Annotated in this window: 23 protein-coding genes and 1 pseudogene; all 24 read right to left on the reverse strand. The window is 34.3% G+C overall.

Annotated features, from left to right (window positions below):
* Positions 1-87 precede the first annotated feature (87 nt).
* The gene (locus RWL86_RS05120) at positions 88-2,145 is read right to left on the reverse strand and encodes a heavy metal translocating P-type ATPase (protein WP_314077530.1); all 2,058 of its coding nucleotides are present in this window, start codon (positions 2,143-2,145) and stop codon (positions 88-90) included.
* Positions 2,145-2,426 (reverse strand): DUF6110 family protein, encoded by a 282-nt coding sequence (locus tag RWL86_RS05125; protein WP_314077531.1) that lies wholly within the window; start codon positions 2,424-2,426, stop codon positions 2,145-2,147. Before RWL86_RS05125 ends, RWL86_RS05120 begins: the two co-directional genes overlap by 1 nt.
* A gap of 169 nt (positions 2,427-2,595) precedes the next feature.
* Complete coding sequence (locus RWL86_RS05130; protein ID WP_314077533.1) at positions 2,596-3,270, reverse strand: thiamine diphosphokinase; 675 nt, start codon at positions 3,268-3,270, stop codon at positions 2,596-2,598.
* A 13-nt stretch (positions 3,271-3,283) separates the two neighbouring features.
* Entirely contained in the window at positions 3,284-3,928 is a 645-nt protein-coding gene (gene rpe, locus RWL86_RS05135) for a ribulose-phosphate 3-epimerase (protein WP_314077534.1), read from the reverse strand.
* A 22-nt stretch (positions 3,929-3,950) separates the two neighbouring features.
* Positions 3,951-4,841, reverse strand: a complete 891-nt coding sequence (gene rsgA / locus RWL86_RS05140) for a ribosome small subunit-dependent GTPase A (protein ID WP_314077536.1) — start codon at positions 4,839-4,841, stop codon at positions 3,951-3,953.
* Positions 4,842-5,012: 171 nt separating this feature from the next.
* Complete coding sequence (locus RWL86_RS05145; RefSeq protein WP_399534491.1) at positions 5,013-6,158, reverse strand: MFS transporter; 1,146 nt, start codon at positions 6,156-6,158, stop codon at positions 5,013-5,015.
* Positions 6,159-6,231: 73 nt separating this feature from the next.
* Positions 6,232-6,795, reverse strand: coding sequence for an anaerobic ribonucleoside-triphosphate reductase activating protein (nrdG, locus tag RWL86_RS05150; protein ID WP_314077540.1), 564 nt, complete (start codon positions 6,793-6,795; stop codon positions 6,232-6,234).
* Between the two features lie 11 nt (positions 6,796-6,806).
* Positions 6,807-8,960 carry an anaerobic ribonucleoside-triphosphate reductase gene (gene nrdD / locus RWL86_RS05155; protein ID WP_314077600.1) on the reverse strand — a complete coding sequence of 718 codons (2,154 nt, stop codon included), beginning with the start codon at positions 8,958-8,960 and terminating at the stop codon, positions 6,807-6,809.
* Positions 8,961-9,195: 235 nt separating this feature from the next.
* Positions 9,196-10,164: pseudogene (locus RWL86_RS05160) on the reverse strand (metal ABC transporter substrate-binding protein); the annotation flags it as partial.
* A gap of 13 nt (positions 10,165-10,177) precedes the next feature.
* Positions 10,178-10,288 (reverse strand): putative metal homeostasis protein, encoded by a 111-nt coding sequence (locus RWL86_RS05165; RefSeq protein ID WP_227930882.1) that lies wholly within the window; start codon positions 10,286-10,288, stop codon positions 10,178-10,180.
* Between the two features lie 27 nt (positions 10,289-10,315).
* Positions 10,316-10,585 carry a 30S ribosomal protein S14 gene (rpsN, locus tag RWL86_RS05170; protein ID WP_006703468.1) on the reverse strand — a complete coding sequence of 90 codons (270 nt, stop codon included), beginning with the start codon at positions 10,583-10,585 and terminating at the stop codon, positions 10,316-10,318.
* A gap of 152 nt (positions 10,586-10,737) precedes the next feature.
* Positions 10,738-11,172, reverse strand: a complete 435-nt coding sequence (locus tag RWL86_RS05175) for a F0F1 ATP synthase subunit epsilon (protein WP_314077544.1) — start codon at positions 11,170-11,172, stop codon at positions 10,738-10,740.
* 2 nt (positions 11,173-11,174) lie between these two features.
* Positions 11,175-12,599, reverse strand: a complete 1,425-nt coding sequence (gene atpD, locus RWL86_RS05180) for a F0F1 ATP synthase subunit beta (RefSeq protein ID WP_314077546.1) — start codon at positions 12,597-12,599, stop codon at positions 11,175-11,177.
* 20 nt (positions 12,600-12,619) lie between these two features.
* Complete coding sequence (locus tag RWL86_RS05185; protein WP_314077549.1) at positions 12,620-13,552, reverse strand: F0F1 ATP synthase subunit gamma; 933 nt, start codon at positions 13,550-13,552, stop codon at positions 12,620-12,622.
* A gap of 34 nt (positions 13,553-13,586) precedes the next feature.
* Positions 13,587-15,095, reverse strand: a complete 1,509-nt coding sequence (atpA, locus tag RWL86_RS05190) for a F0F1 ATP synthase subunit alpha (RefSeq protein WP_314077551.1) — start codon at positions 15,093-15,095, stop codon at positions 13,587-13,589.
* A 4-nt stretch (positions 15,096-15,099) separates the two neighbouring features.
* Positions 15,100-15,642 carry an ATP synthase F1 subunit delta gene (gene atpH / locus RWL86_RS05195; RefSeq protein ID WP_314077554.1) on the reverse strand — a complete coding sequence of 181 codons (543 nt, stop codon included), beginning with the start codon at positions 15,640-15,642 and terminating at the stop codon, positions 15,100-15,102.
* Positions 15,642-16,142: a F0F1 ATP synthase subunit B gene (gene atpF, locus RWL86_RS05200; RefSeq protein ID WP_314077556.1), complete on the reverse strand. Its 501-nt coding sequence runs from the start codon at positions 16,140-16,142 to the stop codon at positions 15,642-15,644. The genes atpH and atpF overlap by 1 nt, the downstream gene beginning before the upstream one ends.
* A gap of 41 nt (positions 16,143-16,183) precedes the next feature.
* Positions 16,184-16,399 (reverse strand): F0F1 ATP synthase subunit C, encoded by a 216-nt coding sequence (gene atpE, locus RWL86_RS05205; protein WP_006703461.1) that lies wholly within the window; start codon positions 16,397-16,399, stop codon positions 16,184-16,186.
* A gap of 24 nt (positions 16,400-16,423) precedes the next feature.
* The gene (gene atpB, locus RWL86_RS05210) at positions 16,424-17,137 is read right to left on the reverse strand and encodes a F0F1 ATP synthase subunit A (protein ID WP_314077558.1); all 714 of its coding nucleotides are present in this window, start codon (positions 17,135-17,137) and stop codon (positions 16,424-16,426) included.
* Between the two features lie 130 nt (positions 17,138-17,267).
* Positions 17,268-17,903: a uracil phosphoribosyltransferase gene (gene upp, locus RWL86_RS05215; RefSeq protein ID WP_314077561.1), complete on the reverse strand. Its 636-nt coding sequence runs from the start codon at positions 17,901-17,903 to the stop codon at positions 17,268-17,270.
* Positions 17,904-18,059: 156 nt separating this feature from the next.
* A complete protein-coding gene (gene glyA / locus RWL86_RS05220) occupies positions 18,060-19,292 on the reverse strand; it encodes a serine hydroxymethyltransferase (protein WP_314077564.1) in 1,233 nt (410 codons plus the stop codon).
* A gap of 98 nt (positions 19,293-19,390) precedes the next feature.
* Positions 19,391-20,416 carry an L-threonylcarbamoyladenylate synthase gene (locus RWL86_RS05225; RefSeq protein WP_314077565.1) on the reverse strand — a complete coding sequence of 342 codons (1,026 nt, stop codon included), beginning with the start codon at positions 20,414-20,416 and terminating at the stop codon, positions 19,391-19,393.
* Between the two features lies 1 nt (position 20,417).
* Positions 20,418-21,293 (reverse strand): peptide chain release factor N(5)-glutamine methyltransferase, encoded by an 876-nt coding sequence (prmC, locus tag RWL86_RS05230; RefSeq protein ID WP_314077567.1) that lies wholly within the window; start codon positions 21,291-21,293, stop codon positions 20,418-20,420.
* Positions 21,280-22,359, reverse strand: a complete 1,080-nt coding sequence (gene prfA, locus RWL86_RS05235; RefSeq protein ID WP_314077569.1) for a peptide chain release factor 1 — start codon at positions 22,357-22,359, stop codon at positions 21,280-21,282. The genes prmC and prfA overlap by 14 nt, the downstream gene beginning before the upstream one ends.
* Between the last annotated feature and the right edge of the window lie 3 nt (positions 22,360-22,362).

Here is a 22,362-nt window from a genome sequence, read left to right on the forward strand (position 1 = left end):
GGTTTATTTGTCACGCACCTACGGAGCGTGACGGACTGAAAGTCACATAACAAAAAGACTGGATAATGTCCAGTCTTTTTTCTTTTACTATTTAATATAAGTAAAACTCTTTCCGATAATGACAGTTGTTGTCAAATTATGGAATACAGCTAATGTACTAGGCGTTAATACATTAAACAATCCTAATCCCATTAACGAAGTATTTACCCATACAGTTGTATTCAAGTTTCTTCCTAATTGTTTTTGCAATTGTGCAGAAATATCATCTAAAACAAGAATTCCAGATAAAGTTTCTTCTAAAAATACAATATCACTAGCTTGTCTAGCAATATCTGATGAACTTGCCATCACTACTCCAACATTTGCTTTTGAGAGAGCTGCTGAATCATTTAGACCATCACCAATCATAAAGACACGATGTCCTTTAGCTTGTAAATCTTGAACCACTTGGTGTTTTTGTTCTGGTTTCACTTCTGTATACACTTCGTCAAATTGAATCAGCGAACAAATGGATTCTGTTCGTTTCTTCGTATCCCCAGTTAATAAAATAATATTCTTTCCACGTTCTTTTAACGATTGTAAAACTTCAATCGTTTCCGGACGTAATGGTGTATCAATCAAGAAAATCGCAATTAATTTTCCTTTATAACCTAAATACAATAGGTGATACCATTGAGTATACTCTTCAATAATTCTAGCTTGTTCTTCAGAAATTTCCACGTGATGTTCATTCAACAATTCTAAACTTCCGATAACTACCTTTTCTCCATCAATCGAAGATAAAATTCCTTTAGAAGCCACATGCGTTAATTTACCATGCATTTCTTCATGTTCAACTCCATCATCTTCTGCTTTTTGCACTACTGCACTCGCAATTGGATGATAAATATGCTCTTCTAAACACGCTGCAATTCGTAATACTTCTTCCTCTGAATAGCCAAGATAAGGTAAAATCTTTTGAATTTTTGGAACCCCTGTTGTTAAAGTTCCAGTCTTATCAAACACATAGGTGTCAATCATTGGATATTCATCTAGTGAACTAGAACCTTTTACAACAATTCCTCTTGTAGAAGCAGCTTTAATAGCTGTTAAGTAAGTCACTGGTGACGATAATTTTAAAGCACATGAATAATCGACTAATAAGAACGTTAATGCTTTTTGCACTGATCTTGTTAATAAATATGTCACTGCCATTCCTATGAAATTATATTTCACCAAGCCATCTGCTTTTTCTAATAATTGTTTTTGTTGTTTCGACTGATGTAATTCACTTGTTTTCATTAATTGAACAATTTGTTGTAAACGTGAATTTTGTTCAGCATTCGTAACTTTTACTAATAATTCACCTTGTTCTACAACCGTATTGGCAAAAACAGTATCTCCAATTTTTTTAGACACAGGGAAAGCTTCTCCAGTTAATGAACTTTCATTTAAAAATCCACGACCAGATACAACTGTTCCATCAAAATAAATTTCTTGTCCTTCAGTAGCAACGAATACATCGCCCACTTCTACTTGATGACTTAATTTTTTGAATCGTTCTCCGTCTTTTTCAATCCATAATTCATAAATATTATTTTTTAGATTTTTCTCTAAATCTTCAACGGATTTCTTTTGAGACCACTCATCTAAATCATCTCCAAGATTTAATAAGAACATAATCGTATCAGCTGTTTTATGATCTCCCATTGCCATCGATGTTACAATCGCTACAAAATCCAAAATACTCATGGATAATTTCTTTTCTAAAACAGATTCAAATGCAGCTTTTCCAAATTTCTTCATTTTCCATAATAACCAGAAAATTTTTAATGGTTGCGGAATCAATACTTTTGCAACCAATTTACGGTAAATATGGGAAGCTACAATATCCACAGGTGTCACTTGATCATCCACTGTAAAATCTCTTTGTTTTTCATTTAAAGTAGTCACCTCTAAATGATCTAGGAAACGATAAACACTTGATTCATGTCCTGTTTCAAAAGTAAATGCGATATGCTTTTCATCTTTATAACAAATGATTTGCATAATTTCTGGAAATAGTCTTTTTTCTTCTTCTAAATACAACTGAACAGCAGCTGTACATCTAAAAGGCACTTCCAAACGCACTCTATTTTTTGATTGAGCTTTAATTGTAACTTTCATTATTGTTCACTTGTTTCTACTGTTGCTAAGTTAGCTGCTTTTTCTTCAACATATAAGTCATTTGCTTCAGCTAATACATCATCTGCATGTTGTTTCAATTGAGAAACTGTTGCATCTAATCCATCTTTTAATTTGTAAGATACTGCTACAGCTTTTGCAGCAATATGTTTTGTGTCTTTGTTCGCTAAAACTTTAAGTCCTAATGAACCTACTACAACTCCACTAACAAAAACGCTCGTTTTTTTAACGATTTTTCCTAATTCAAATACTTCTTTTAACATAAAAAGACCTCCATTTTTTATACTTTTTTAAGTCTTTATATAGACTCATATATAGTATACCGTTTTTTGTAAAAAATTCAATCATAAACAAAGAATTACTCCCTATTTCTTAAAGAAAATAATAGAGCGATTTCTGAATTAATCCTAAAAATATAATTATACAGTCGTTTTATCTCCAAGAATCTCTTGTTTGACCTACAATGATTCCACCAGACTTAAATGAAATTTCCATTTTGTCTTCGATAAACTCATTACTAATCAATGCGATTGGAAAATCATAATCTTGGTTGTTCAATGTATATTTCACGTTTTTCAAAGTCAATTGGGTTACAGGTCCAGTTGTAATAAAAGATAAATACTTCGTATGGTCTAATTTTTCAATGACATAATCTCCTGGAGTTAAAAAAGAAATATAATTCCATTCATCTTCCAATGATAAATACGGAATTAATGCTTGTAATTCTGGACGAAACATGGTCCATAAACAACTAATCGCATGGTCCACTCTTCCACCAAAAGCCCCTAATACATGAACCTTTTGCTGAGGATATGACTTAGCAACCCACATCAACGCTTCTTCAAAATCAGTAAAATCTTTCTCAGAAGGAAATTCAATCATGTTAGAAGCATAATTTTTCAATGCTTCTTTATCCTCTAGTGAAATCGAATCGAAATCTCCAATTGCTAAATCAATCGGTAACTCTTCTTCCATCAATTTCAAACAGCCCCCATCTACTCCAATAAATTGAAATTTTTGGTTATCTTTTTGTTGGAGTTTCTGATGAAGCCATCTCCGTATAGCACCCTCTTCCAAAGGTCCCCCAATTACTACAATTATCTCCATACCCAAATCCTCTTTAAGCTTCTTTTATAGAATCAATCGCTTTTTTAATATCATCTGCATAGTAAACATAAGATCCTGCAACAGCAACATCTACCCCTGCTTCACGACATAATTTAGCAGTTTTTCCATTTACACCACCATCTACTTCAATTAAATAGTGATAGCCATATTCTTCACGTAATTCTACTAATTCTCTTACTTTATCTAATGTTTCTGGAATAAATGCTTGTCCCCCAAATCCTGGGTTTACGGTCATCACTAATACTAAGTCCACCATTCCCAATACAGCACTAATGGCACTAACTGGAGTTCCTGGATTAATCACAATCCCTGCTTTTACTCCTTCAGATTTAATGAGTTGCAATGTACGATGAATATGATTTGTTGCTTCAATATGAACAGAAATATAGTCCGCCCCCGCTTTTGCAAATTCCTTTACAAAACGTTCAGGTTCTTGAACCATTAAATGACAATCTAATGTTAATGTTGTAATAGGACGAAGCCCTTCTACAATATTTGGTCCAAGTGTTAAGTTAGGAACGAATTGACCATCCATTGCATCGATATGAATCCAGTCTGCTCCTAATTGTTCTACTTTCTTAACGTCTTCTCCTAATGTTGCAAAATTTGCACTTAAAATTGAAGGTGCTACTTTCATGTTTTTGACTCCTTTATAATGATTATTTTTTTCTTTGATACATTGGTTTTCTTTGGCTAATTTCTTCATAGAAATCTTGATAATGGTCATATCTCTCTTGCCAAATTTTCCCCTCTTGAACGGCTTCTATCACAGCGCACTGGGGTTCATGTTGGTGTGAACATTCTCTAAATTTACAGCGAGTAGAGTACTCTTCAAATTCAGGGAATAAATAAGGTAAATCTTCTTTTTCCACACCAATAAAGTCTACCGTACTAAATCCAGGGGTATCTGCTATCCAAACTTCTTCTACTTCATGTAAAGAAACTTGTCTAGTCGTATGTTTCCCTCGACCTAGTGCGCTAGAAATTTCTCCAGTTTCTTGATTTAACTCTGGAATTAATTGATTCAACATGGTTGACTTTCCAACCCCAGATTGCCCTAAAAAGACCACTAATTTCCCTTTATAGGAAGCTAAAAATTCACTTTGATGATCTTTTACTTCTGAAGAATACCATACTTCATATCCGACTTCTTGGTATTTCTTCTTCACTGATTCTAAGCGTTGTAATTGTTCTTCATTTAATAAATCTACCTTTGTAATTAATAAAACGGGTTGAATTTCCATTCCTTCTAAATATACTAAAAATCGATCCACTAAATGCGTTGAAAAATCTGGTTCCACAGCAGACATTACTACTACGCCAATATCTACATTTGAAACAGGTGGACGAACTAAAGTATTTTTCCTAGGATGAATTTTCTCTAATACTCCTTCTTCCAGAGTATCACTTGTAAATTCCACAATATCTCCCACTAATGGAGACTGTCCTCTTTTTCTAAAAACTCCACGTGCGCGGGTTTGATACACTTGATGTGAGGACTCGATATAATAAAAGCCACTTAAGGCTCGAATAATTTTTCCTTGAGGCATAATCGCTCCTTTGTTTTTTGTTATCAGTTATATTATAAAGAGTTTCAATAGAAATTGCTATGCTTTTTCCTCAACATCATCAAAAAGAAAAAGAGTTCCATAGTAGTATGAGCCAGCGTTAGCTGGTTGCTGGCGTCCTAATACTACTATCAAAAACTCTTTTTCTAAAAATTATTTTTTTAATAAATACCATCCGCTAAAAACTGCAACAATACCCATAAAAGCACTTACCATATAAAATGGCGCAATAAACGGATTCCAATTCATCCATTCAGGGAATTTTGTCATAATAACCGGTGTCAAAATTACCCCAACATTTCCTCCAACTAACACAATACTCGTCGTTAAATGAATTTCCTCTTTTTCAAAAATTCTCGAAATAAAATAGAAAATATAAGACATCGTACCTACAAAACTTACCCCAATTACAACACTCGCCACATAATAAAGAACGATATGTTTAAAGAAAATAAAGATTAAACTACCAACCGCCATACTTAATAGCATCATCGGCAATGTTAAATCTCCAATTTTCTTCAATAACATTCCAAAAATAAAACCAGCAATTGTACCACTGAGAGCTAAAATCGTTAATAAATTACGAGACAGAGCAACCTCTAATTGATAGTGCGTTAAAATAAGAGATGGGATCTTTATAGTTAATCCCATATAACTCACCCCTACTAAAAAGGTCAACAGTGTTAACACAACAGTTGCTAAACGAATGTTACCTTTTTTCTTAGTAAGTTGTTCAACTGAAGTGTTTGGAACATATTGATAAAATAACAAGAAAATCGGAATCGCAATTAGATAGGTTAAAAATACCGCACGTTCACCAAATAGTAATAAATAACCTGATAAAAATGTCGTCAATGCTTTTCCAATATTTAAGAAAGCTGTTCTCATCCCTATCATGGTTGCTTTTTCATCCGATTCAAAAAAGTCACTCATCAAACTAATCGATAAAGAATTAAACAGCCCAATCCCTACTCCTAACAACATTCGACTCATCATCACTAATTTAAAATTCGTTATAAACGCTGGAAGTGGTCCAAAAATGATGATTAAACCAATTCCTAATAATACTGTATTCTTTTTCCCAATTTTATTCATGACAAGATTACTCATTAACACAAAAATCGTAATCATCATTGCTGGAATCGTTGCTAAACTCTCCACAGAAGCTAAACCTAGTTCTGGATTCATTCCATGATAATACTCATATAATTTAGGCAAAACAGGTGAAATCGCCAAATGCGACATTAATAATGTCGAAATACTCACTAATGAGAATTTTGAAATAGTTGATATCTTCATACACATAACTCCTTAAAAAACATAGTATCTATTTTACGAGTATAAAAGAATATCGTCAAGTTCATCTAATCTTTCATGAATCTCTTAATCCATCCCACAAAACAACTCGCCCATCCTGCAAGGACTTTTGCACATCAATGATTCTTTGATTCGAACTTCCTCGAAATTGCAATGTTAAATCTCTTTTTGTAAGGTCAAATCTTCCATCTACTAAAATATCAAGTTCTTGTAATAAAGCTTTTTTATCGGGTGTTTCTAACTGTAACTCTTCCCAAGTATAGCCTGTCCATGACCAAATATCTTTAGACTGTCCATAAACACTTCGTAATTTATGAACTAAGGATAGGCATACTTGAGTATTTAAAAAAGGTTCTCCCCCTAATAGCGTTAATCCCTGGCAATAACTAGCTCCAATATCTTGAATAATTTGTTCTTCTAATTCTTCTGTATAAAGAATTCCCGTATTAAAATTTTGTGCTTTGACATTATAGCAACCTTCGCAAGCAAATAAACAACCACTCACATATAAGGAACAACGCACGCCTTCTCCATCTACGAAATTATAAGGCTTATAACTAGCAATTTTCCCTTTAGAATATTGCTCGCTTGTCCATTCCCCCGGTTTTGGAAACTTCATACCCACTCCTCCTAATTTCTTAGATTTCGTTCATTAGAGAGATGTTTAACCCGTGATTTAATTTCTTGGTGTCTTCCGTGAACCATTGGACGAGCTTGAGGATTTCCTAAGTAACCACAAGTTCGTTTAACAACATCACAAGTTTTTGGATTTCTATTTTTACATATTGGACATTCAAACCCTTTTGCAGTTGGTTCAAACTCCCCTTCATAGCCACATTCATAACAACGATCAATCGGTGTATTTGTTCCAAGATACCCCACTCTTTCATATGCATAATCCCAAACTGCCTCAAGCGCTTTTGGATTTTGTTTCATAACGGGATATTCGCAATAATGAATAAATCCTCCTGAAGAATAAACAGGATAATCTTTTTCAAACTCAATTTTTTCAAATGGAGTTGGTGATTTTCTCACATCATAGTGGAAACTATTTGTATAATATTCTTTATCTGTAATATCGACTACATCCCCAAATTTTTCTTGATCTAATCTACAAAAGCGATCCGTTAAACTTTCACTTGGAGTTGCGTAAACACTAAAATGATAGTCATATTCATCCGACCATTCCTTTGTTTTTTCGCTTAATCGTTTCAAAATATTTAAGGTAAATTCTTTTGCTGCTGGATTTGTTTCCCAACAATTTCCAAAAAAGGCAGTAGCCGTTTCATATAAGCCAATATATCCAAGTGACACTGTTGCACGTCGATGTTTAAATACTTCATCTACCGCTTCATCATTCATCAATCGTTTTCCAAACGAACCATAGCGATATAAAATAGGCGCATTTGCTGATTTTGCCTCTTTACATCGTTCTACCCGATACACTAATGCATCTTTACAAATTTGTAATTTTTCTTCTAAAAGGCTCCAAAATCGCTCTTTGTCGCCATCTGATTCTAACGCAATTCTAGGAATATTTAATGTCACAACTCCTAAATTCATTCTTCCATCCGAAACATCTTCACCTTTTTCATTTTTCCATCCTTGTAAAAATGAACGGCATCCCATTGGAACTTTAAAGCTACCCGTAATTTTAATAATTTGTTCATAATTTAAGACATCTGGATACATCCTTTTCGTCGAACATTCTAAAGCTAATATTTTAATATCATAATTCGGATCCTTTTGTTCTAAATTCACGCCACGTTTTAACGTAAAAATTAATTTAGGGAAAATAGCCGTTCTTTCTTCTTTCCCAATCCCTTTAATTCTTACTTTTAAAATTGCTTTTTGAATTTCACGTTCAAATAATGACATTCCTAATCCAAATCCTAATGTTGTAAATGGAGTTTGCCCTTGAGAAGTATAGAGCGTATTAATTTCATACTCTAAGGATTGCATGGCATCATAAATATCTTTTTTCGTTTTTTCTAATGCATACGCTTCTTGTTTTTTCTCTCCATCCACCCATTTTTTAGCATCTTGTAAATGTTTTTCATAATTCAACTTTGCATAGGGTGCTAATACTTCATCAATACGATTAGCAGAGCATCCTCCATATTGACTTGAAGCTACATTCGCAATAATTTGCGCCATTTGAGCAGTAGCTGTTTGGATTGATTTAGGACTTTCGACATCTGCATTTCCAATTTTAAATCCGTGTTCAAACATTTCCTTAAAATCAATTAAACTACAATTCGTCATCGGTAAATAAGGATGATAGTCTAAGTCATGATAATGAATATCCCCTTTTAAATGAGCATTTGCAACATGTGGAGGAAGCATTTTTAGAGCGAAAGCTTTTCCAACTGTTCCTGCCATCAAATCTCGTTGTGTATTAAAGACTTCACTATCTTTATTGGCATTTTCATGAATAATACTCGTATCTCTTTGGCTTAATTTTGTTAATCGTTGAGTAACATCCATTTCTTTTTGTCTTTTTTTATCCCATTCAATTCTCGTGGCAAGAAATTGATTTGCTAATACCGTTTCTCCTTCTTGTTTCAAACAGTTTAAAACGATAACTTCTATTTCTTCTGTTTTGATTTCCTTTTTCGCTAAACTGTCAATTATTGATAAAACCTTTTTCGTAACTCCATCTAATATTTCTTTACGATTATTTGAAAGTTCACCATATAAACTTTTTTCTGCTCTTTCTATTCCATGAAAGATTTTTTGACGATGGAACGTCTCTACTCTTTCATCTCTTTTCTTTACAAGCATTACACTCAACTCTCACTCCTCCTTTACATTTTTATCACCTCCACTATCATACACCTATATATTGTGTTTTTCAACCGCTTTTAAAACTATATATAGTTAAAAGAGCACAAAAAAACTTCTATAGAAACTCTCGTCTCTATAGAAGTTTAATCTAAAACTCTCTAAACTAACGAAGAAACTCACTATAATTATACTCCCTACGAATTTCTTCATTTCAACTTAAAAAATTTTAATGCTCTGGCTTAATTTCTTTACCTGCTACGGTCGTTGTTTTCAATAAAGTCTGAAGATTTTCTTTCATGACTGAAATATAATCATCACCCTTATCCATTTCTTCTTTTGTTAAAGATTCTAATGGATTTAACACCTCTAACACAACTCCCGTTTCTGTTGCTAGAGTCTTTGCAATTTTTTCTGATGCATTTTCTTCAAAATAAATATAACGAATTTCATTTTCTTTAATATACTTCGTTAATTCAGCTAGACGAGCTGGTGAAGGTTCTGCTTCTGGAGAAATTCCTGCAATTCCAACTTGATTCAAACCATAATCTGTCGCTAAATATCTAAACGCTGTATGTTGTGTCACAAAATTCTTTTGCTTCGCATCTTTTAAAGCTGTTGTGTACTCATTATCTAACTGCGATAATTTTTCTAAATATGCTTGTGCATTTGTTTTAAATGCAGATGCTTTTTCAGGAAATGCTTCGCTTAATTGAGCTGTAATTTTTTCAACTAATAATTTTGCTTTTTTAGGAGATAACCATACATGTGGATCAAACTCATGTTCATGTTCGTCATGATGTTCTTCACCTTCGTGTTCGTCATCATCTTCAATTGACAATAATTCCATATCTTTTGTTGCTTTGATTTCTTTTACTTTAGAATCTGTTAAACTCTTCATCACAGTTGGAACCCAAGTTTCCATATTCTCATTATCATATACTAAAGCATCTGATTGTGAGATTTTTGCAATATCTTTTGCAGTTGGATCATATTCATGCGGTTCAGTTCCGGCACTAATTAATAATGTAACATTCCCTTCTTCTCCAACGATATTTCTAGTAAAATCATACATTGGGAAAAATGTTGTCATAATATTTAATTTAGATTCTTTTTGAGTTTTTGTAGAAGTAGTTGGTTGAGAACAAGCTCCTAATAAAAATGCTGTTCCTAAAACTGCTACAATTTTTTTACTGACTTTCATCATTGTACTCCTCTTATTTTTTCTTTCCACGTTTCGCTTCATGAATTAATTTTAACGCACGTTTACGAGTTTTAATATTTGGACTTTTCATTTGTCTATATGCTGTTGCTAAATCTTGTTTCATTTCTTTTCCTCCATTACTTACTTTGAATTACCAGCTTGCTTTTACAACACCTGGGATTAAGCCTTTATGAGCTAAATCACGGAACTTAATTCTTGAGATTCCAAATTTTCTCATATAAGCTCTTGGTCGACCATCAACCATATCTCTATTTTTCACACGATTTGGATTTGAATTAATCGGTAATTTACGAAGTGCTTCATAATCTCCCGCTTGTTTTAATTCATATCTAAGTTGTGCATATTTTTCTACTAATGCTAATTGTTTTTCGTGTTTAGCAATTTTTGACTTTTTAGCCATTTGTTCTCCTCTTTTCGTTTTAAACTTTACTTAAATCGTAACATTTACGTTTTATGATTATATCAGTTCTTTTTTTGTTTTGCAATAGGTATTTTCTGTTTTTTCAAAGAAAATGAAAAAAACTGCTGGCGTACCAACAGTTTTCATTTTCATTATTGTTTTAATCGACGATGTTTTGAAACACCAATACGGTTAATTGCTTTGTTCAATGCAATTTTCGCACGTTCTACTTCACTCTTAGAACAATTTTTATCTTGGATAATCGCTTCTGCTTTATCACGCGCTTGTTCAGCACGACCCACGTCAATATCACGTGCACGTTCGGCAACGTTCGCAATAACCGTTACGACATTATCACGTACTTCCATAATTCCGCCACCAATCGCAATATAATCAGTAGGAGAATCTTCTAAGAAACGTTTTACTTGTAATTCACCAATTTTTAACGGTAACATAATTGGCGCATGGTTTGGGAGAATCGTAATTCCTCCATCAATGGCTTCTGCACTAACCGAATAAGAACGGTGATTATAAACTTTCCCTTCTGGTGTCGTTACGACGACTAAAAGTTCTCGATTTTCAAGCATGATTAATTACCTCCTCGGTAACCTGCCGCTTGTGCTTTTTTAAGAACATCTTCAATCGGTCCAACATTACGGAATAAGTCCTCAGGAATATCATCATATTCTCCATCAATAATTCCTTTAAAGCCACGTACTGTATCTTTAATAGGAACATATGAACCTGGTTGACCTGTAAATGCTTCTGCAACGTGGAAGTTTTGAGATAAGAAGAATTGAATTCTTCTTGCACGGTTTACAATTATTTTTTCACTATCAGATAATTCATCAATCCCCAAAATAGCGATAATATCTTGTAATTCACGATAACGTTGTAACATTTGTTGAACTTTCATGGCTACTTCATAGTGTTCTTCTCCTACAATGTCAGGAGTTAAAGCACTTGAAGTTGAAGCTAATGGATCCACCGCTGGGTAAATCCCTTGCTCCGTTAAACGACGCTCTAAGTTCGTTGTAGCATCTAAATGGGCAAATGTTGTAGCTGGCGCTGGGTCAGTATAGTCATCGGCAGGAACGTAAATCGCTTGAATAGATGTAATAGATCCATCTTTTGTTGAACTAATACGTTCTTGTAATTGCCCCATTTCAGTTGCTAATGTTGGTTGATACCCTACAGCTGAAGGCATACGACCTAAAAGGGCAGATACTTCTGAACCTGCTTGAGTAAAACGGTAAATATTATCAATGAATAATAATACATCTTGTTTTTGCTCATCACGGAAATGTTCAGCAATCGTTAATCCTGTTAACGCAACACGCATACGAGCTCCTGGTGGTTCATTCATTTGTCCAAATACCATGGCAGTTTTAGCAGATACACCTGAGTCTTGCATTTCATGGTAAAGGTCATTCCCTTCACGAGTACGTTCTCCAACACCCGTAAATACAGAAATACCACCTAATTCTTCAGCGATATTATGAATTAATTCTTGGATCAATACCGTCTTACCTACTCCGGCACCTCCAAATAATCCAATTTTACCACCTTTTAAGTAAGGTGCTAATAAGTCAATAACTTTAATACCTGTTTGTAGAATTTCGTATTGGCTACTTAATTGTTCAAATTTAGGGGCTGGTTTATGAATTTCATCACGTCTAAAATCTTCAGGAAATTTCTCCCCTAAATCAATTGTATCCCCTAATACATTAAATACACGTCCTAAAGTTTCTGTTCCAACTGGAACACTAATTGTACGTCCTAAATCAATAACTTTCATACCTCGTTGAAGACCATCAGTTGATTCCATGGCAATTGTACGTACAGCACCATCCCCTAATTCAACAGCTGTTTCAAGCGTAATTGTTTTTTTATGCCCTTCACCATCTTCTTTAATAACATGTAGGGCATTGTGAATATCAGGCACGCCTTCTTCTAAAGGAAATACAACGTCCACAACTGGTCCAACAACTTGTAAAATTTCTCCAGTTCTCAAAAAATTTCCTCCTTTCACTCTTACTGTTCTTCTAGAGCTGCTGCTCCGCCAACGATTTCAGTTATTTCTTGTGTAATTTGTGCTTGACGACGTTGGTTTAAATCTTGTGTCAAATCACTAATTAAATCTCTTGCATTATCCGTTGCACTTCTCATAGCTGTCATACGCGAAGCATGTTCAGCTGCTTTTGCATCGATAATTGCCCCATAAATAAGAGATTCTGCATATTGAGGCAATAATGTTTCCATAATAATTTCTTTATTTGGCTCAAAAATATAATCTAACTCATATTCTTTCGCTTCATCTTCATCTAAGTCAATAATCGGTAACATTTTTTCAACACGATAATTGGATAATAATGCATTCACATGGTGATTATAACAAACATAAAATTCATCAAATTCACCTTGTCTAAACATTTGTACCGCGCTACTTACAATTTTACGTACTTCTTCAAATGATGGAATATCACTGACATCATTGATTTCTAACCGAACATCAATGCCCATCTTTTTAAAGAAGCGACTTGCAGCTCCACCAATTGTTAAAATTACATACTCATCTTTTGAATCATGATCCGTTTGCAACATTTCGCGTGTTGCTTGAAAAATCGAAGAATTATAACTTCCGGCTAAACCTTGATCTGATGAAATGACTAGATAACCTGTTTTTTTCACAGGTCTTTCGATTAATAAATCATGATAATCAATAAATGATTCTTCGTCATTTGAATCAATTTCTTCATCATTTTCTTCAATATCTTGTTTTTGTTCAGCATATAATAAATGCGTTACAACTTCACGAATTTTTTCAGCATAATCCTGATAACGACGAACGGCTTGTTCAGACTTAGCTAGTTTTGAAGCAGAAACCATTTGCATAGCACTTGTAATTTGACTTGTTTTTTTCGTTGAAATAATTCGCTTCTTCAAGTCGTTTAATGAAGACGCCATACAATTCACCTCTTCTTTCTAGTTCGCATTACTTTTAACGTTCGTATAGATGAATTTGTTTAAACTTATCAATCACTTGGTAGAAAGCTTCTTCATCTGGAATTTTTTCTTCATCACGAATACTTGCTAAAATATCAGCATGTTCATGTTCTAAATGATGATACAATGCTTTTTCAAAATCTTTCAATCTTTCAATTGGAATAGAATCTAAGACTCCATGTGTTAATGCAAATAAAATCGATACTTGATGTTCAATTGGTAATGGTCTATGAACATCTTGTTTTAATACTTCTACGGTTCTCTTACCACGATTTAATTTTTGTTGAGTTGCCGCATCTAAATCAGAACCAAATTGTGTGAAGGCTTCTAATTCACGGTAACTTGCTAAATCGATACGTAATGTACCCGAAACTTTTTTCATCGCTTTAATTTGCGCAGATCCCCCTACACGTGATACAGATAATCCGGCAGATAAACCTGGACGAACACCTGAATAGAATAAATCACTTTCTAAGAAGATTTGACCATCTGTAATAGAAATTACGTTAGTAGGAATATAAGCAGAAATATCTCCCGCTTGAGTTTCAATAATTGGTAAGGCAGTTAATGAACCGCCACCTAATTCATCATTTAACTTCGCTGAACGTTCTAATAAACGAGAGTGTAAATAGAATACATCCCCTGGATACGCTTCACGACCTGGAGGACGACGAAGTAATAATGAAATTTCACGGTAAGCTGCTGCTTGTTTTGATAAATCATCATAAACAATTAACACATCTTTTCCGTTATACATAAATTCTTCTCCCATTGCAGTTCCTGCATAAGGAGCAATATATAGCATTGGAGCTGGTTGTGAAGCACTAGCAGATACAACTGTTGTATAATCCATTGCTCCATAACGTTTTAAAGTTTCTACTAAAGCTTTTACAGTAGATTCTTTTTGTCCAATTGCGACATAAATACATAAAGTATCTTTACCTTTTTGGTTTAAAATTGCATCAATAGCAATACTTGTTTTACCTGTTTTTCTGTCTCCGATAATTAATTCCCGTTGACCTTTACCAATCGGAACTAATGCATCGATTACTTTTAATCCAGTTGCTAATGATTGGTGAACACTTTTACGTTGCATTACACCTGGCGCTTCATTTTCTACTGGACGACGTTTTGTTGTTTCAAGAGCTCCTAAGCCATCAATTGGACGACCTAAAGCATCCACAACACGACCAATCAAAGCATCTCCTACAGGAACGTCTAAAATACGACCTGTACGACGCACTGATTCTCCTTCATGGATATTTTCATAAGTACCAAAGATAATAACACCAACATCATTTTTCTCTAAATTTTGTGCCATACCATAAGTACCATTTGCAAATTCTACTAATTCACCAGCCATGACATTGGTAAGACCGATGACACGAGCAATTCCGTCCCCAATAAATGAAACTTCACCAATTTCTTCAATGTGTTGTTCCGCTTCAAAGGAATTAATTTGGTTGCGGATTCCTGCTGTGATATTACCGAATTCCGTATCCATTGTCTCACCCCTTCAATCCTGTTTGACTAATTTTCTTCTTAAACTGTTCAAGTTTATATAATAATGTTCCATCTAATAAATATTCTTTTGTCTTTAATTTCACTCCACCTATTACGCTTGAATCAACCGTATTGACGAATGAATCATACTCTTTTCTCATTTTCTTTTGAAAAGCTTCTGCAATACGATTCATTTGTTCTTCTGTTAGTGGAACTGCTGAAATCATTTCAAGTCGATTCGCTGAATAAATATCAAGAAAAGCTTCGATTGCTTCAATTAGATAAGCAGATTTATCAGGGTGTAAATAAGATTTTAAATAATCTTGTGTACTTTGCGATAAATTCGAAACAGCTTCTTGTAATAATGCCATTTTTTCTTCAACGGATACTTGTTCTAAATGCATTAATTGACGAAAGCGTGCAGTATTTTGAATTCCGTCTAATACTTCTTGTAATTCTTCTGTAACTGTTTTTAAAGTTCCGTCATACTTGACTTGACCATAAAAATGACTGGCTGCTTTGACTACTTCTTTATGAAATTTCACCATCAGCTTTCCAACCCTTCAATAAAGGATTCAATCACATCTTGATGTGTCTGCTCAGTCAATTCTTTATTTAAAATTTGGCTTGCAAGTTGAACAGATAAATCTACAATTTGATCTTGCATTTGTGCCAAAGCACGTTGTTTCATGGAATCTACTTCACGTTGTCCGTCTAATTTCATTCTAGATACGACATCTCGTCCTTCTTTAATCATTTCATCTTGCATTTTTGAAGCTGCTTCTCTAGTCGTATTTAAAATTTCTTGACCTTTCGCTTCCGCATTATGAATAATTTCTTTTGCATTTGCTTGAATTTCTTCAGCCGCTTTACGTTTCTTTTCAGCTTCATCTAAATCTTTACTAATTTTTTGACGACGAGCCTCTAACATCGCTTCAATTTTATCCCAAGCAAAATATTTTACTAAAAATAGTAATAAAATAATTGAAATTAAGACAACAAGTGTATCTCCAAGAACAGTGCTAACTGTTAACATATACTGAAACATCCATCATCCCTCCTTTTCAACAAACTTATCGAATAAACTGATTATTTGATGAAAACTAGGATTAAAGCGATTAATACCGCAAAGATTGGCATCGCTTCGATTAAGGCTACCCCAACGAACATTGTTGAACGTAATTCATTACTCATTTCTGGTTGGCGTGTCATTGATTCAATTGTTTTTACGATAACTGCTTGGTTACCAAAAGCGGCTGCTAAAGCTGCCCCTGCTACTGCGATTGCTGCTGCTAATTCTGTCATAAGTTAATTCCTCATTTCTAAAAATTATTCATGTTCTACTTTATGTGCAATGTACACCATTGTTAATGTACAAAATACATAGGCTTGAATAGCTCCGATAACTACGGAAAATCCTTGCCAAACAATTCCTAATGGAATTGCAAAAATATAGGTTAAGATACCAAAACTGGATGAGAACATCACAATTAATCCTAACAATACTTCACCTGCATAAATATTTCCGTATAGACGGAATGCAAGTGTAATTGTATTTGTAAACTCTTCAATTAATTTAATCGGTAACATTAAAGACATCGGACTCAAATAAGAGTTTTTAATATAGCCTTTAAATCCCATTTTTTGAACACCAGAATAGTGTGCAATTAATGTCGTCATCAATGATAACGCCAAACACACAACTGGACTTGCCGTTGGAGAAGCAAAGTAACTATGTTCTCCATAATGGAAATAAATCACTAAACCGGCCATATTGGCGATTAAAATAAATGAGAAGAGTGAAAATACATATAAGTAATATGACTTGCCCGTTTCTTCATCTACTGCACTGTTTACAATCCCTTTTGTGAAGTCCATCAGAGATTCAAAAACATTTTGCATCTTTCCTGGTTTCATAGAAACATTTCTAGCAGATACAATTGAAAAAATTGTTACTACTAATAATGTTACGAGACAAGAAAGTAAGATTGGAACTGAAAAAGACAAACCAAAAAATTCTATCGTTTTTGGTAAAGCTTCCATAATTCATACTCCCTTACTTATTCCAAATAAAAAACTGACAATTTTCACCTATCGCATTCATAGCTTAAACGGTGATTATTGTCAGATTTCATGGCAATAGTCAGACGCATAAGCGTGACTACGATTTTATTTATTTGGTTCCAAATAGGCGATCACCAGCATCGCCCAATCCCGGAAGGATATAGCCGTTTTCGTTTAATCGCTCATCTAATGCCGCAGCATAAATATCGATTTCCGGATGCGCCTCTTGAAGAACTTTTACTCCTTCAGGTGCCGCTACAAGACAACAAAACTTAATCGAATTTGGTTGCGCTCCACGTTTTAGTAACGCATCAATCGCAGCCACCGCCGATCCTCCAGTAGCTAACATTGGGTCAACTACAAATAATTGTCTTTCAGAAATATCTGAAGGCAATTTAACGAAATACTCAACAGGTTGTAATGTATCATGATCACGGTACATTCCGACATGTCCAATTTTGGCAGCTGGAATTAATTCTAAAATTCCGTCAACCATTCCTAAACCAGCACGTAAAATAGGAATAATGGCAACTTTTTTCCCAGCTAAAGTTTTTAGTGTTGTTTTCACTAAAGGTGTTTCAATCTCCACATCCTCTAATGGTAAATCTCTTGAAACTTCATATGCCATTAACATTGAAATTTCATTTACAACCTCACGAAAGACTTTTGTTCCACAATCTTTTTGTCGAATCATCGTTAATTTATGTTGGATTAACGGATGATCTAACACATGAAAATTACCCATCTTGCTTGCCCCTTCCATAATATATTTTCACTATTTGTTATTCTACAAAAAAAACAATCAAAATACTAGTATATAAATAGGAAAAAAAGAGTTTTTTCCTTAAAATTTCATTAAGAAAATAGTGTTTTCATTATTAATGTGACTGATTACATTATGTTATTCATATAATGGAAATTGTTTTGTCAATTCTTGTACAGATTGACGAATTTCGTCTAATTTCCCTTCATCAGTTGCAGAAGATAGTGTTTCTACAATTAATTGAGCTACTTTTTTCGCTGCTTCTTTATCAAAGCCTCGAGTAGTAATAGCTGCTGTCCCAACACGAATACCACTTGTTTTCATTGGTGGCAATGGATCAAATGGAATCGCATTTTTATTCACTGTAATTCCTACATTATCTAATAATTCTTGTGCTTCTTTTCCATTCAAACCAGTAGAAGTAATATCTAATAATAATAAATGATTATCTGTTCCACCAGAAATTGGTCGAATACCACTTTCATTAAAGACTTCCGCCATCGCTTTTGCATTTTCAACAACATGTTCGATATACTCTCCAAACGCTGGTTGAAGTGCTTCATGGAACGCCACTGCTTTAGCTGCAATCACATGTTCTAATGGTCCCCCTTGAATACCTGGGAAAATGGCACTATTAATTTTTTTCGCAAATTCTTGTTTCGCTAAAATTAAGCCACCTCTTGGTCCTCGTAATGTTTTATGCGTTGTTGAAGTCACAACATCTGCATACGGTACTGGATTTTGGTGTGCTCCTTTTGCAACTAAACCTGCAATATGCGCCATATCTACCATGAAGTAAGCATCAATACTTTTTGCGATTTCACTAATACGTTTGAAATCAATTTCTCTTGGATAGGCAGAAGCTCCTGCAACAATTAATTTTGGGCGTTCTTTTTTAGCAATTTCTTCTAAAGCATCATAATCAATCATTTCTGTTTCTGGATTTAATCCATACGCAATAAAATCATAATCTTGACCAGAGAAGTTAACTCCCATTCCATGGGTTAAATGTCCGCCATGACTTAAATCCATTCCTAAAATTTTATCCCCTTTTGAAACAAGCGCTCGATAAGCTGCCATATTCGCTTGAGAACCAGAATGGGGTTGAACATTGGCATATTCCGCTCCAAATAATTCTTTTACACGGTCGATTGCTAATTGTTCAATTACATCGACATATTCACATCCACCATAATAACGGCGATTTGGGTAACCTTCAGCATATTTATTTGTTAAAATGCTACCTTGCGCTCTTAATACAGCAGGTGAAACGAAGTTTTCTGAAGCAATTAATTCAATCCCGTGCTTTTGACGCTGGGCTTCTTTTTCAATTGCTTCAAACACAAGTGTGTCTTCTTTAAACTGTGTCATTAGCTTCACTCCTTTTCTTCTATAGAATTATTCTAACATAGTTTAACAGTATCATCAAAATTAGTAACTTTTGTGTTCCACTATGTTAGAACATTCTTCTATCTTTCTTTTTTAGTAAAACTAGATGCTTTTTCTAAGCGATTCATATACGCCAACCCCGCACCTTCTTTAACACTTGCCTGCGCTAAAATAATAGTCGCATCGGTATGATCTAACGAACGCAAAGCATTAAATAAATGATGATTCATATCTGCAAGAGAATCTTTTTCGCCTAATGAATAAGACTCTTCTACTTTAGAGCTCACTACATCTAAAATATCATTCGTTGCCATAATTGCAACTTTTTCACCTTGTTCTTGATATTCACTAATTAATTGATTCCAAAACTCTAAAGAACCTTCCACCACAACGACAGGAGTAGTTGGAGCATAGTGACGATATTTCATCCCCGGTGACTTAGGAGTTACTTTTTCCCCCGTTGTTGTTTTCATATATTCCACTAATGGACCAATAATTGGTTCTATTTCTTCTTTTGTAATCACTCCTGGTCGTAAAATAACGGGACCTTCTTCATTTGTTAAATCAATTACTGTAGATTCAACACCGACACTTGTATCTCCACCATCTACAATACCAGCAATTCTTCCGTCCATATCTTCCACCACATGTTGGACTCTTGTTGGACTTGGTTTTGTCGATTGATTTGCACTTGGTCCGACTAATGGAATTCCAACTTGTTCAATTAACGATAATGTCAACTCATGATTTGGCATTCTAAATGATACGGTCGGCAATCCAGCTGATAATGCCGGTGCATAAATACCAGGTTTCGCTTTTAAAATCATCGTTAATGGTCCTGGCCAAAAATGTTTCGCTAATAATTTTGCATTTTCTGGAAATTCTTCAACAGTATTGATGACTTGGTCTACAGAATGAACATGAACAATTAATGGATTATCACTCGGTCTTCCCTTTGCTTCAAACACTTTTAAGACCGCCTCTTGACTTGTTGCAATCGCTCCTAATCCATACACCGTTTCTGTTGGGAAAGCGACAACTTCTCCTTCTTTCAATAAAGTAGCTGCTTGATCTAATGTTTCTTGATGAAAAATTTGTGTTTTCATGTTACTTCCTCCTTCCTACAATAATCATTCGATCATTTCCTGATAAATCTTTATGAACACTGACTTCTCGATTTGGGCAATAGTATTCAAATAATTGTTGAACAGCCTTTCCTTGCTGGAACCCAATTTCAAAAAAGGCTTGCCCTTCTTCTAATAAATAATTTTCTAAATTTTCTGCAATATTACGGTAAATCGCTAAGCCTTCATCTTCAGCAAAAAGAGCTACTTCTGGTTCAAAGCGTAAAACTGATTCATCCATCACATTTTTTTCTGAAACATCAATATAAGGTGGATTACTGATGATAGCTATAAATTTTTGAGGAGAAACTTCTTGAAATACATCGCTTCGATATAAAGAGACATTTTCTAACTCGTATTTCTCTTGATTTTTCTTAGCAACTTCAAGCGCTCCTTCAGAAATATCCACACCCTGATAAAAAAAGTCCGGACATTCTAAAGCTAATGTATGAATGATACAACCTGTCCCTACTCCAATTTCTAATACTTTCCCACTCGACTGTGCAGATAAAAAAGCAATGATTTTTTCAACTAATTCTTCTGTCTCAGGTCTTGGAATTAAAGTATCGGAACTCACAATAAATTCACGCCCATAAAACTCTGCTTGCTTTGTAATATATTGCAATGGTTCAAAATTTGATAAACGAATGAGTAATGGTTCCATTTGTTCCCATAATCCAACTACTGCAGGCTGATTCAAATGAATGAGTAAATCTGTCATTGTCCACTGATTCAAATATAAACTTAATTGACGAGCATACCAGTCGCAATCTTCTTTCAAAAAAGAAGGTTGTCTTTCTTGTAAAAAACAAGAAGCCCTAACTAGGACTTCCTGATTCGTTGGATTAGTTATTTCCATTATTTAATTGCTCCAATTTTTCAGTGTGATCGTATAAAATTAATGCATCGACAATTTCATCAATTTTTCCTGCAAGAACTTGGTCTAATTTTTGTAACGTTAATCCAATACGATGATCTGTCACACGGTTTTGAGGGAAATTGTATGTACGAATACGTTCTGAACGATCCCCTGTACCAACGGCAGATTTTCTATTTGCATCATATTCTGATTGAGCTTCTTGAGAGATTTTATCGTATACACGAGCACGTAATACTTTCATCGCTTTCTCTCTGTTTTTTAATTGAGAACGTTCATCTTGCATCGCTACGACAATACCAGTTGGTAAGTGAGTTAAACGAACGGCAGAAGCTGTTTTATTAACGTGTTGTCCACCCGCACCAGAAGCATGATAAATATCTACACGAATATCTTTATCTTCTAATTCAATCTCTACTTCTTCTGCTTCAGGCATGACTACAACAGTTGCAGTCGATGTATGAACACGACCTTGTGACTCAGTTGAAGGAACACGTTGTACACGGTGAGCTCCTGATTCATATTTTAATTTTGAGAATACATTATCCCCTGTAATCATTAAAATAACTTCTTTATATCCACCGATACCTGTAATGTTAGCGTCCATTACTTCTACACGCCAACCTTGTGATTCAGCATATTTTTGGTACATAGATAATAAATCTCCCGCAAATAATGCTGCTTCATCTCCACCAGCAGCTCCACGAATTTCCATAATAATGTTTTTACCATCATTTGGATCTTCTGGTAATAATAAGAATTTAATTTTTTCTTCTAATTCTACTTTTTCTTTTTTTAGAGAAGCTAATTCTTCTTTAGCCATTTCAGCCATTTCACTATCTAAGCCTTCTCCTAACATTTCTTCTGTATCGCCAATTTCTTCCACTACTTGCTGATAACGTTTAAAAGTTTCAACTTTCGGACGCAAATTAGACTCTTCTTTTGTTAATTCCATGAAACGTTTTGTATCAGCAATAACATCTGGGTCACTTAATAACTCAGATAACTCATTATAGCGAATAATAAAACTATCTAATTGATCAAACATAAT

The sequence above is a fragment of the uncultured Granulicatella sp. genome (assembly GCF_963515095.1).
In the GTDB taxonomy this organism is placed as follows: domain Bacteria; phylum Bacillota; class Bacilli; order Lactobacillales; family Aerococcaceae; genus Granulicatella.

What these genes read in the sequence shown, in the direction of transcription:
- RWL86_RS05120 (WP_314077530.1), bottom strand. Translation starts at nt 2,145, where the DNA reads ATGAAAGTTACAATTAAAGCTCAATCAAAAAATAGAGTGCGTTTGGAA.
- RWL86_RS05125 (WP_314077531.1), bottom strand. Translation starts at nt 2,426, where the DNA reads ATGTTAAAAGAAGTATTTGAATTAGGAAAAATCGTTAAAAAAACGAGC.
- RWL86_RS05130 (WP_314077533.1), bottom strand. Translation starts at nt 3,270, where the DNA reads ATGGAGATAATTGTAGTAATTGGGGGACCTTTGGAAGAGGGTGCTATA.
- rpe (WP_314077534.1), bottom strand. Translation starts at nt 3,928, where the DNA reads ATGAAAGTAGCACCTTCAATTTTAAGTGCAAATTTTGCAACATTAGGA.
- rsgA (WP_314077536.1), bottom strand. Translation starts at nt 4,841, where the DNA reads ATGCCTCAAGGAAAAATTATTCGAGCCTTAAGTGGCTTTTATTATATC.
- RWL86_RS05145 (WP_399534491.1), bottom strand. Translation starts at nt 6,158, where the DNA reads ATGAAGATATCAACTATTTCAAAATTCTCATTAGTGAGTATTTCGACA.
- nrdG (WP_314077540.1), bottom strand. Translation starts at nt 6,795, where the DNA reads ATGAAGTTTCCAAAACCGGGGGAATGGACAAGCGAGCAATATTCTAAA.
- nrdD (WP_314077600.1), bottom strand. Translation starts at nt 8,960, where the DNA reads ATGCTTGTAAAGAAAAGAGATGAAAGAGTAGAGACGTTCCATCGTCAA.
- RWL86_RS05165 (WP_227930882.1), bottom strand. Translation starts at nt 10,288, where the DNA reads ATGAAACAAGATTTAGCAACAGCATATAGACAAATGAAAAGTCCAAAT.
- rpsN (WP_006703468.1), bottom strand. Translation starts at nt 10,585, where the DNA reads ATGGCTAAAAAGTCAAAAATTGCTAAACACGAAAAACAATTAGCATTA.
- RWL86_RS05175 (WP_314077544.1), bottom strand. Translation starts at nt 11,172, where the DNA reads ATGCTTGAAAATCGAGAACTTTTAGTCGTCGTAACGACACCAGAAGGG.
- RWL86_RS05185 (WP_314077549.1), bottom strand. Translation starts at nt 13,552, where the DNA reads ATGGCGTCTTCATTAAACGACTTGAAGAAGCGAATTATTTCAACGAAA.
- atpA (WP_314077551.1), bottom strand. Translation starts at nt 15,095, where the DNA reads ATGGATACGGAATTCGGTAATATCACAGCAGGAATCCGCAACCAAATT.
- atpH (WP_314077554.1), bottom strand. Translation starts at nt 15,642, where the DNA reads ATGGTGAAATTTCATAAAGAAGTAGTCAAAGCAGCCAGTCATTTTTAT.
- atpF (WP_314077556.1), bottom strand. Translation starts at nt 16,142, where the DNA reads ATGTTTCAGTATATGTTAACAGTTAGCACTGTTCTTGGAGATACACTT.
- atpE (WP_006703461.1), bottom strand. Translation starts at nt 16,399, where the DNA reads ATGACAGAATTAGCAGCAGCAATCGCAGTAGCAGGGGCAGCTTTAGCA.
- atpB (WP_314077558.1), bottom strand. Translation starts at nt 17,137, where the DNA reads ATGGAAGCTTTACCAAAAACGATAGAATTTTTTGGTTTGTCTTTTTCA.
- upp (WP_314077561.1), bottom strand. Translation starts at nt 17,903, where the DNA reads ATGGGTAATTTTCATGTGTTAGATCATCCGTTAATCCAACATAAATTA.
- glyA (WP_314077564.1), bottom strand. Translation starts at nt 19,292, where the DNA reads ATGACACAGTTTAAAGAAGACACACTTGTGTTTGAAGCAATTGAAAAA.
- RWL86_RS05225 (WP_314077565.1), bottom strand. Translation starts at nt 20,416, where the DNA reads ATGAAAACACAAATTTTTCATCAAGAAACATTAGATCAAGCAGCTACT.
- prmC (WP_314077567.1), bottom strand. Translation starts at nt 21,293, where the DNA reads ATGGAAATAACTAATCCAACGAATCAGGAAGTCCTAGTTAGGGCTTCT.
- prfA (WP_314077569.1), bottom strand. Translation starts at nt 22,359, where the DNA reads ATGTTTGATCAATTAGATAGTTTTATTATTCGCTATAATGAGTTATCT.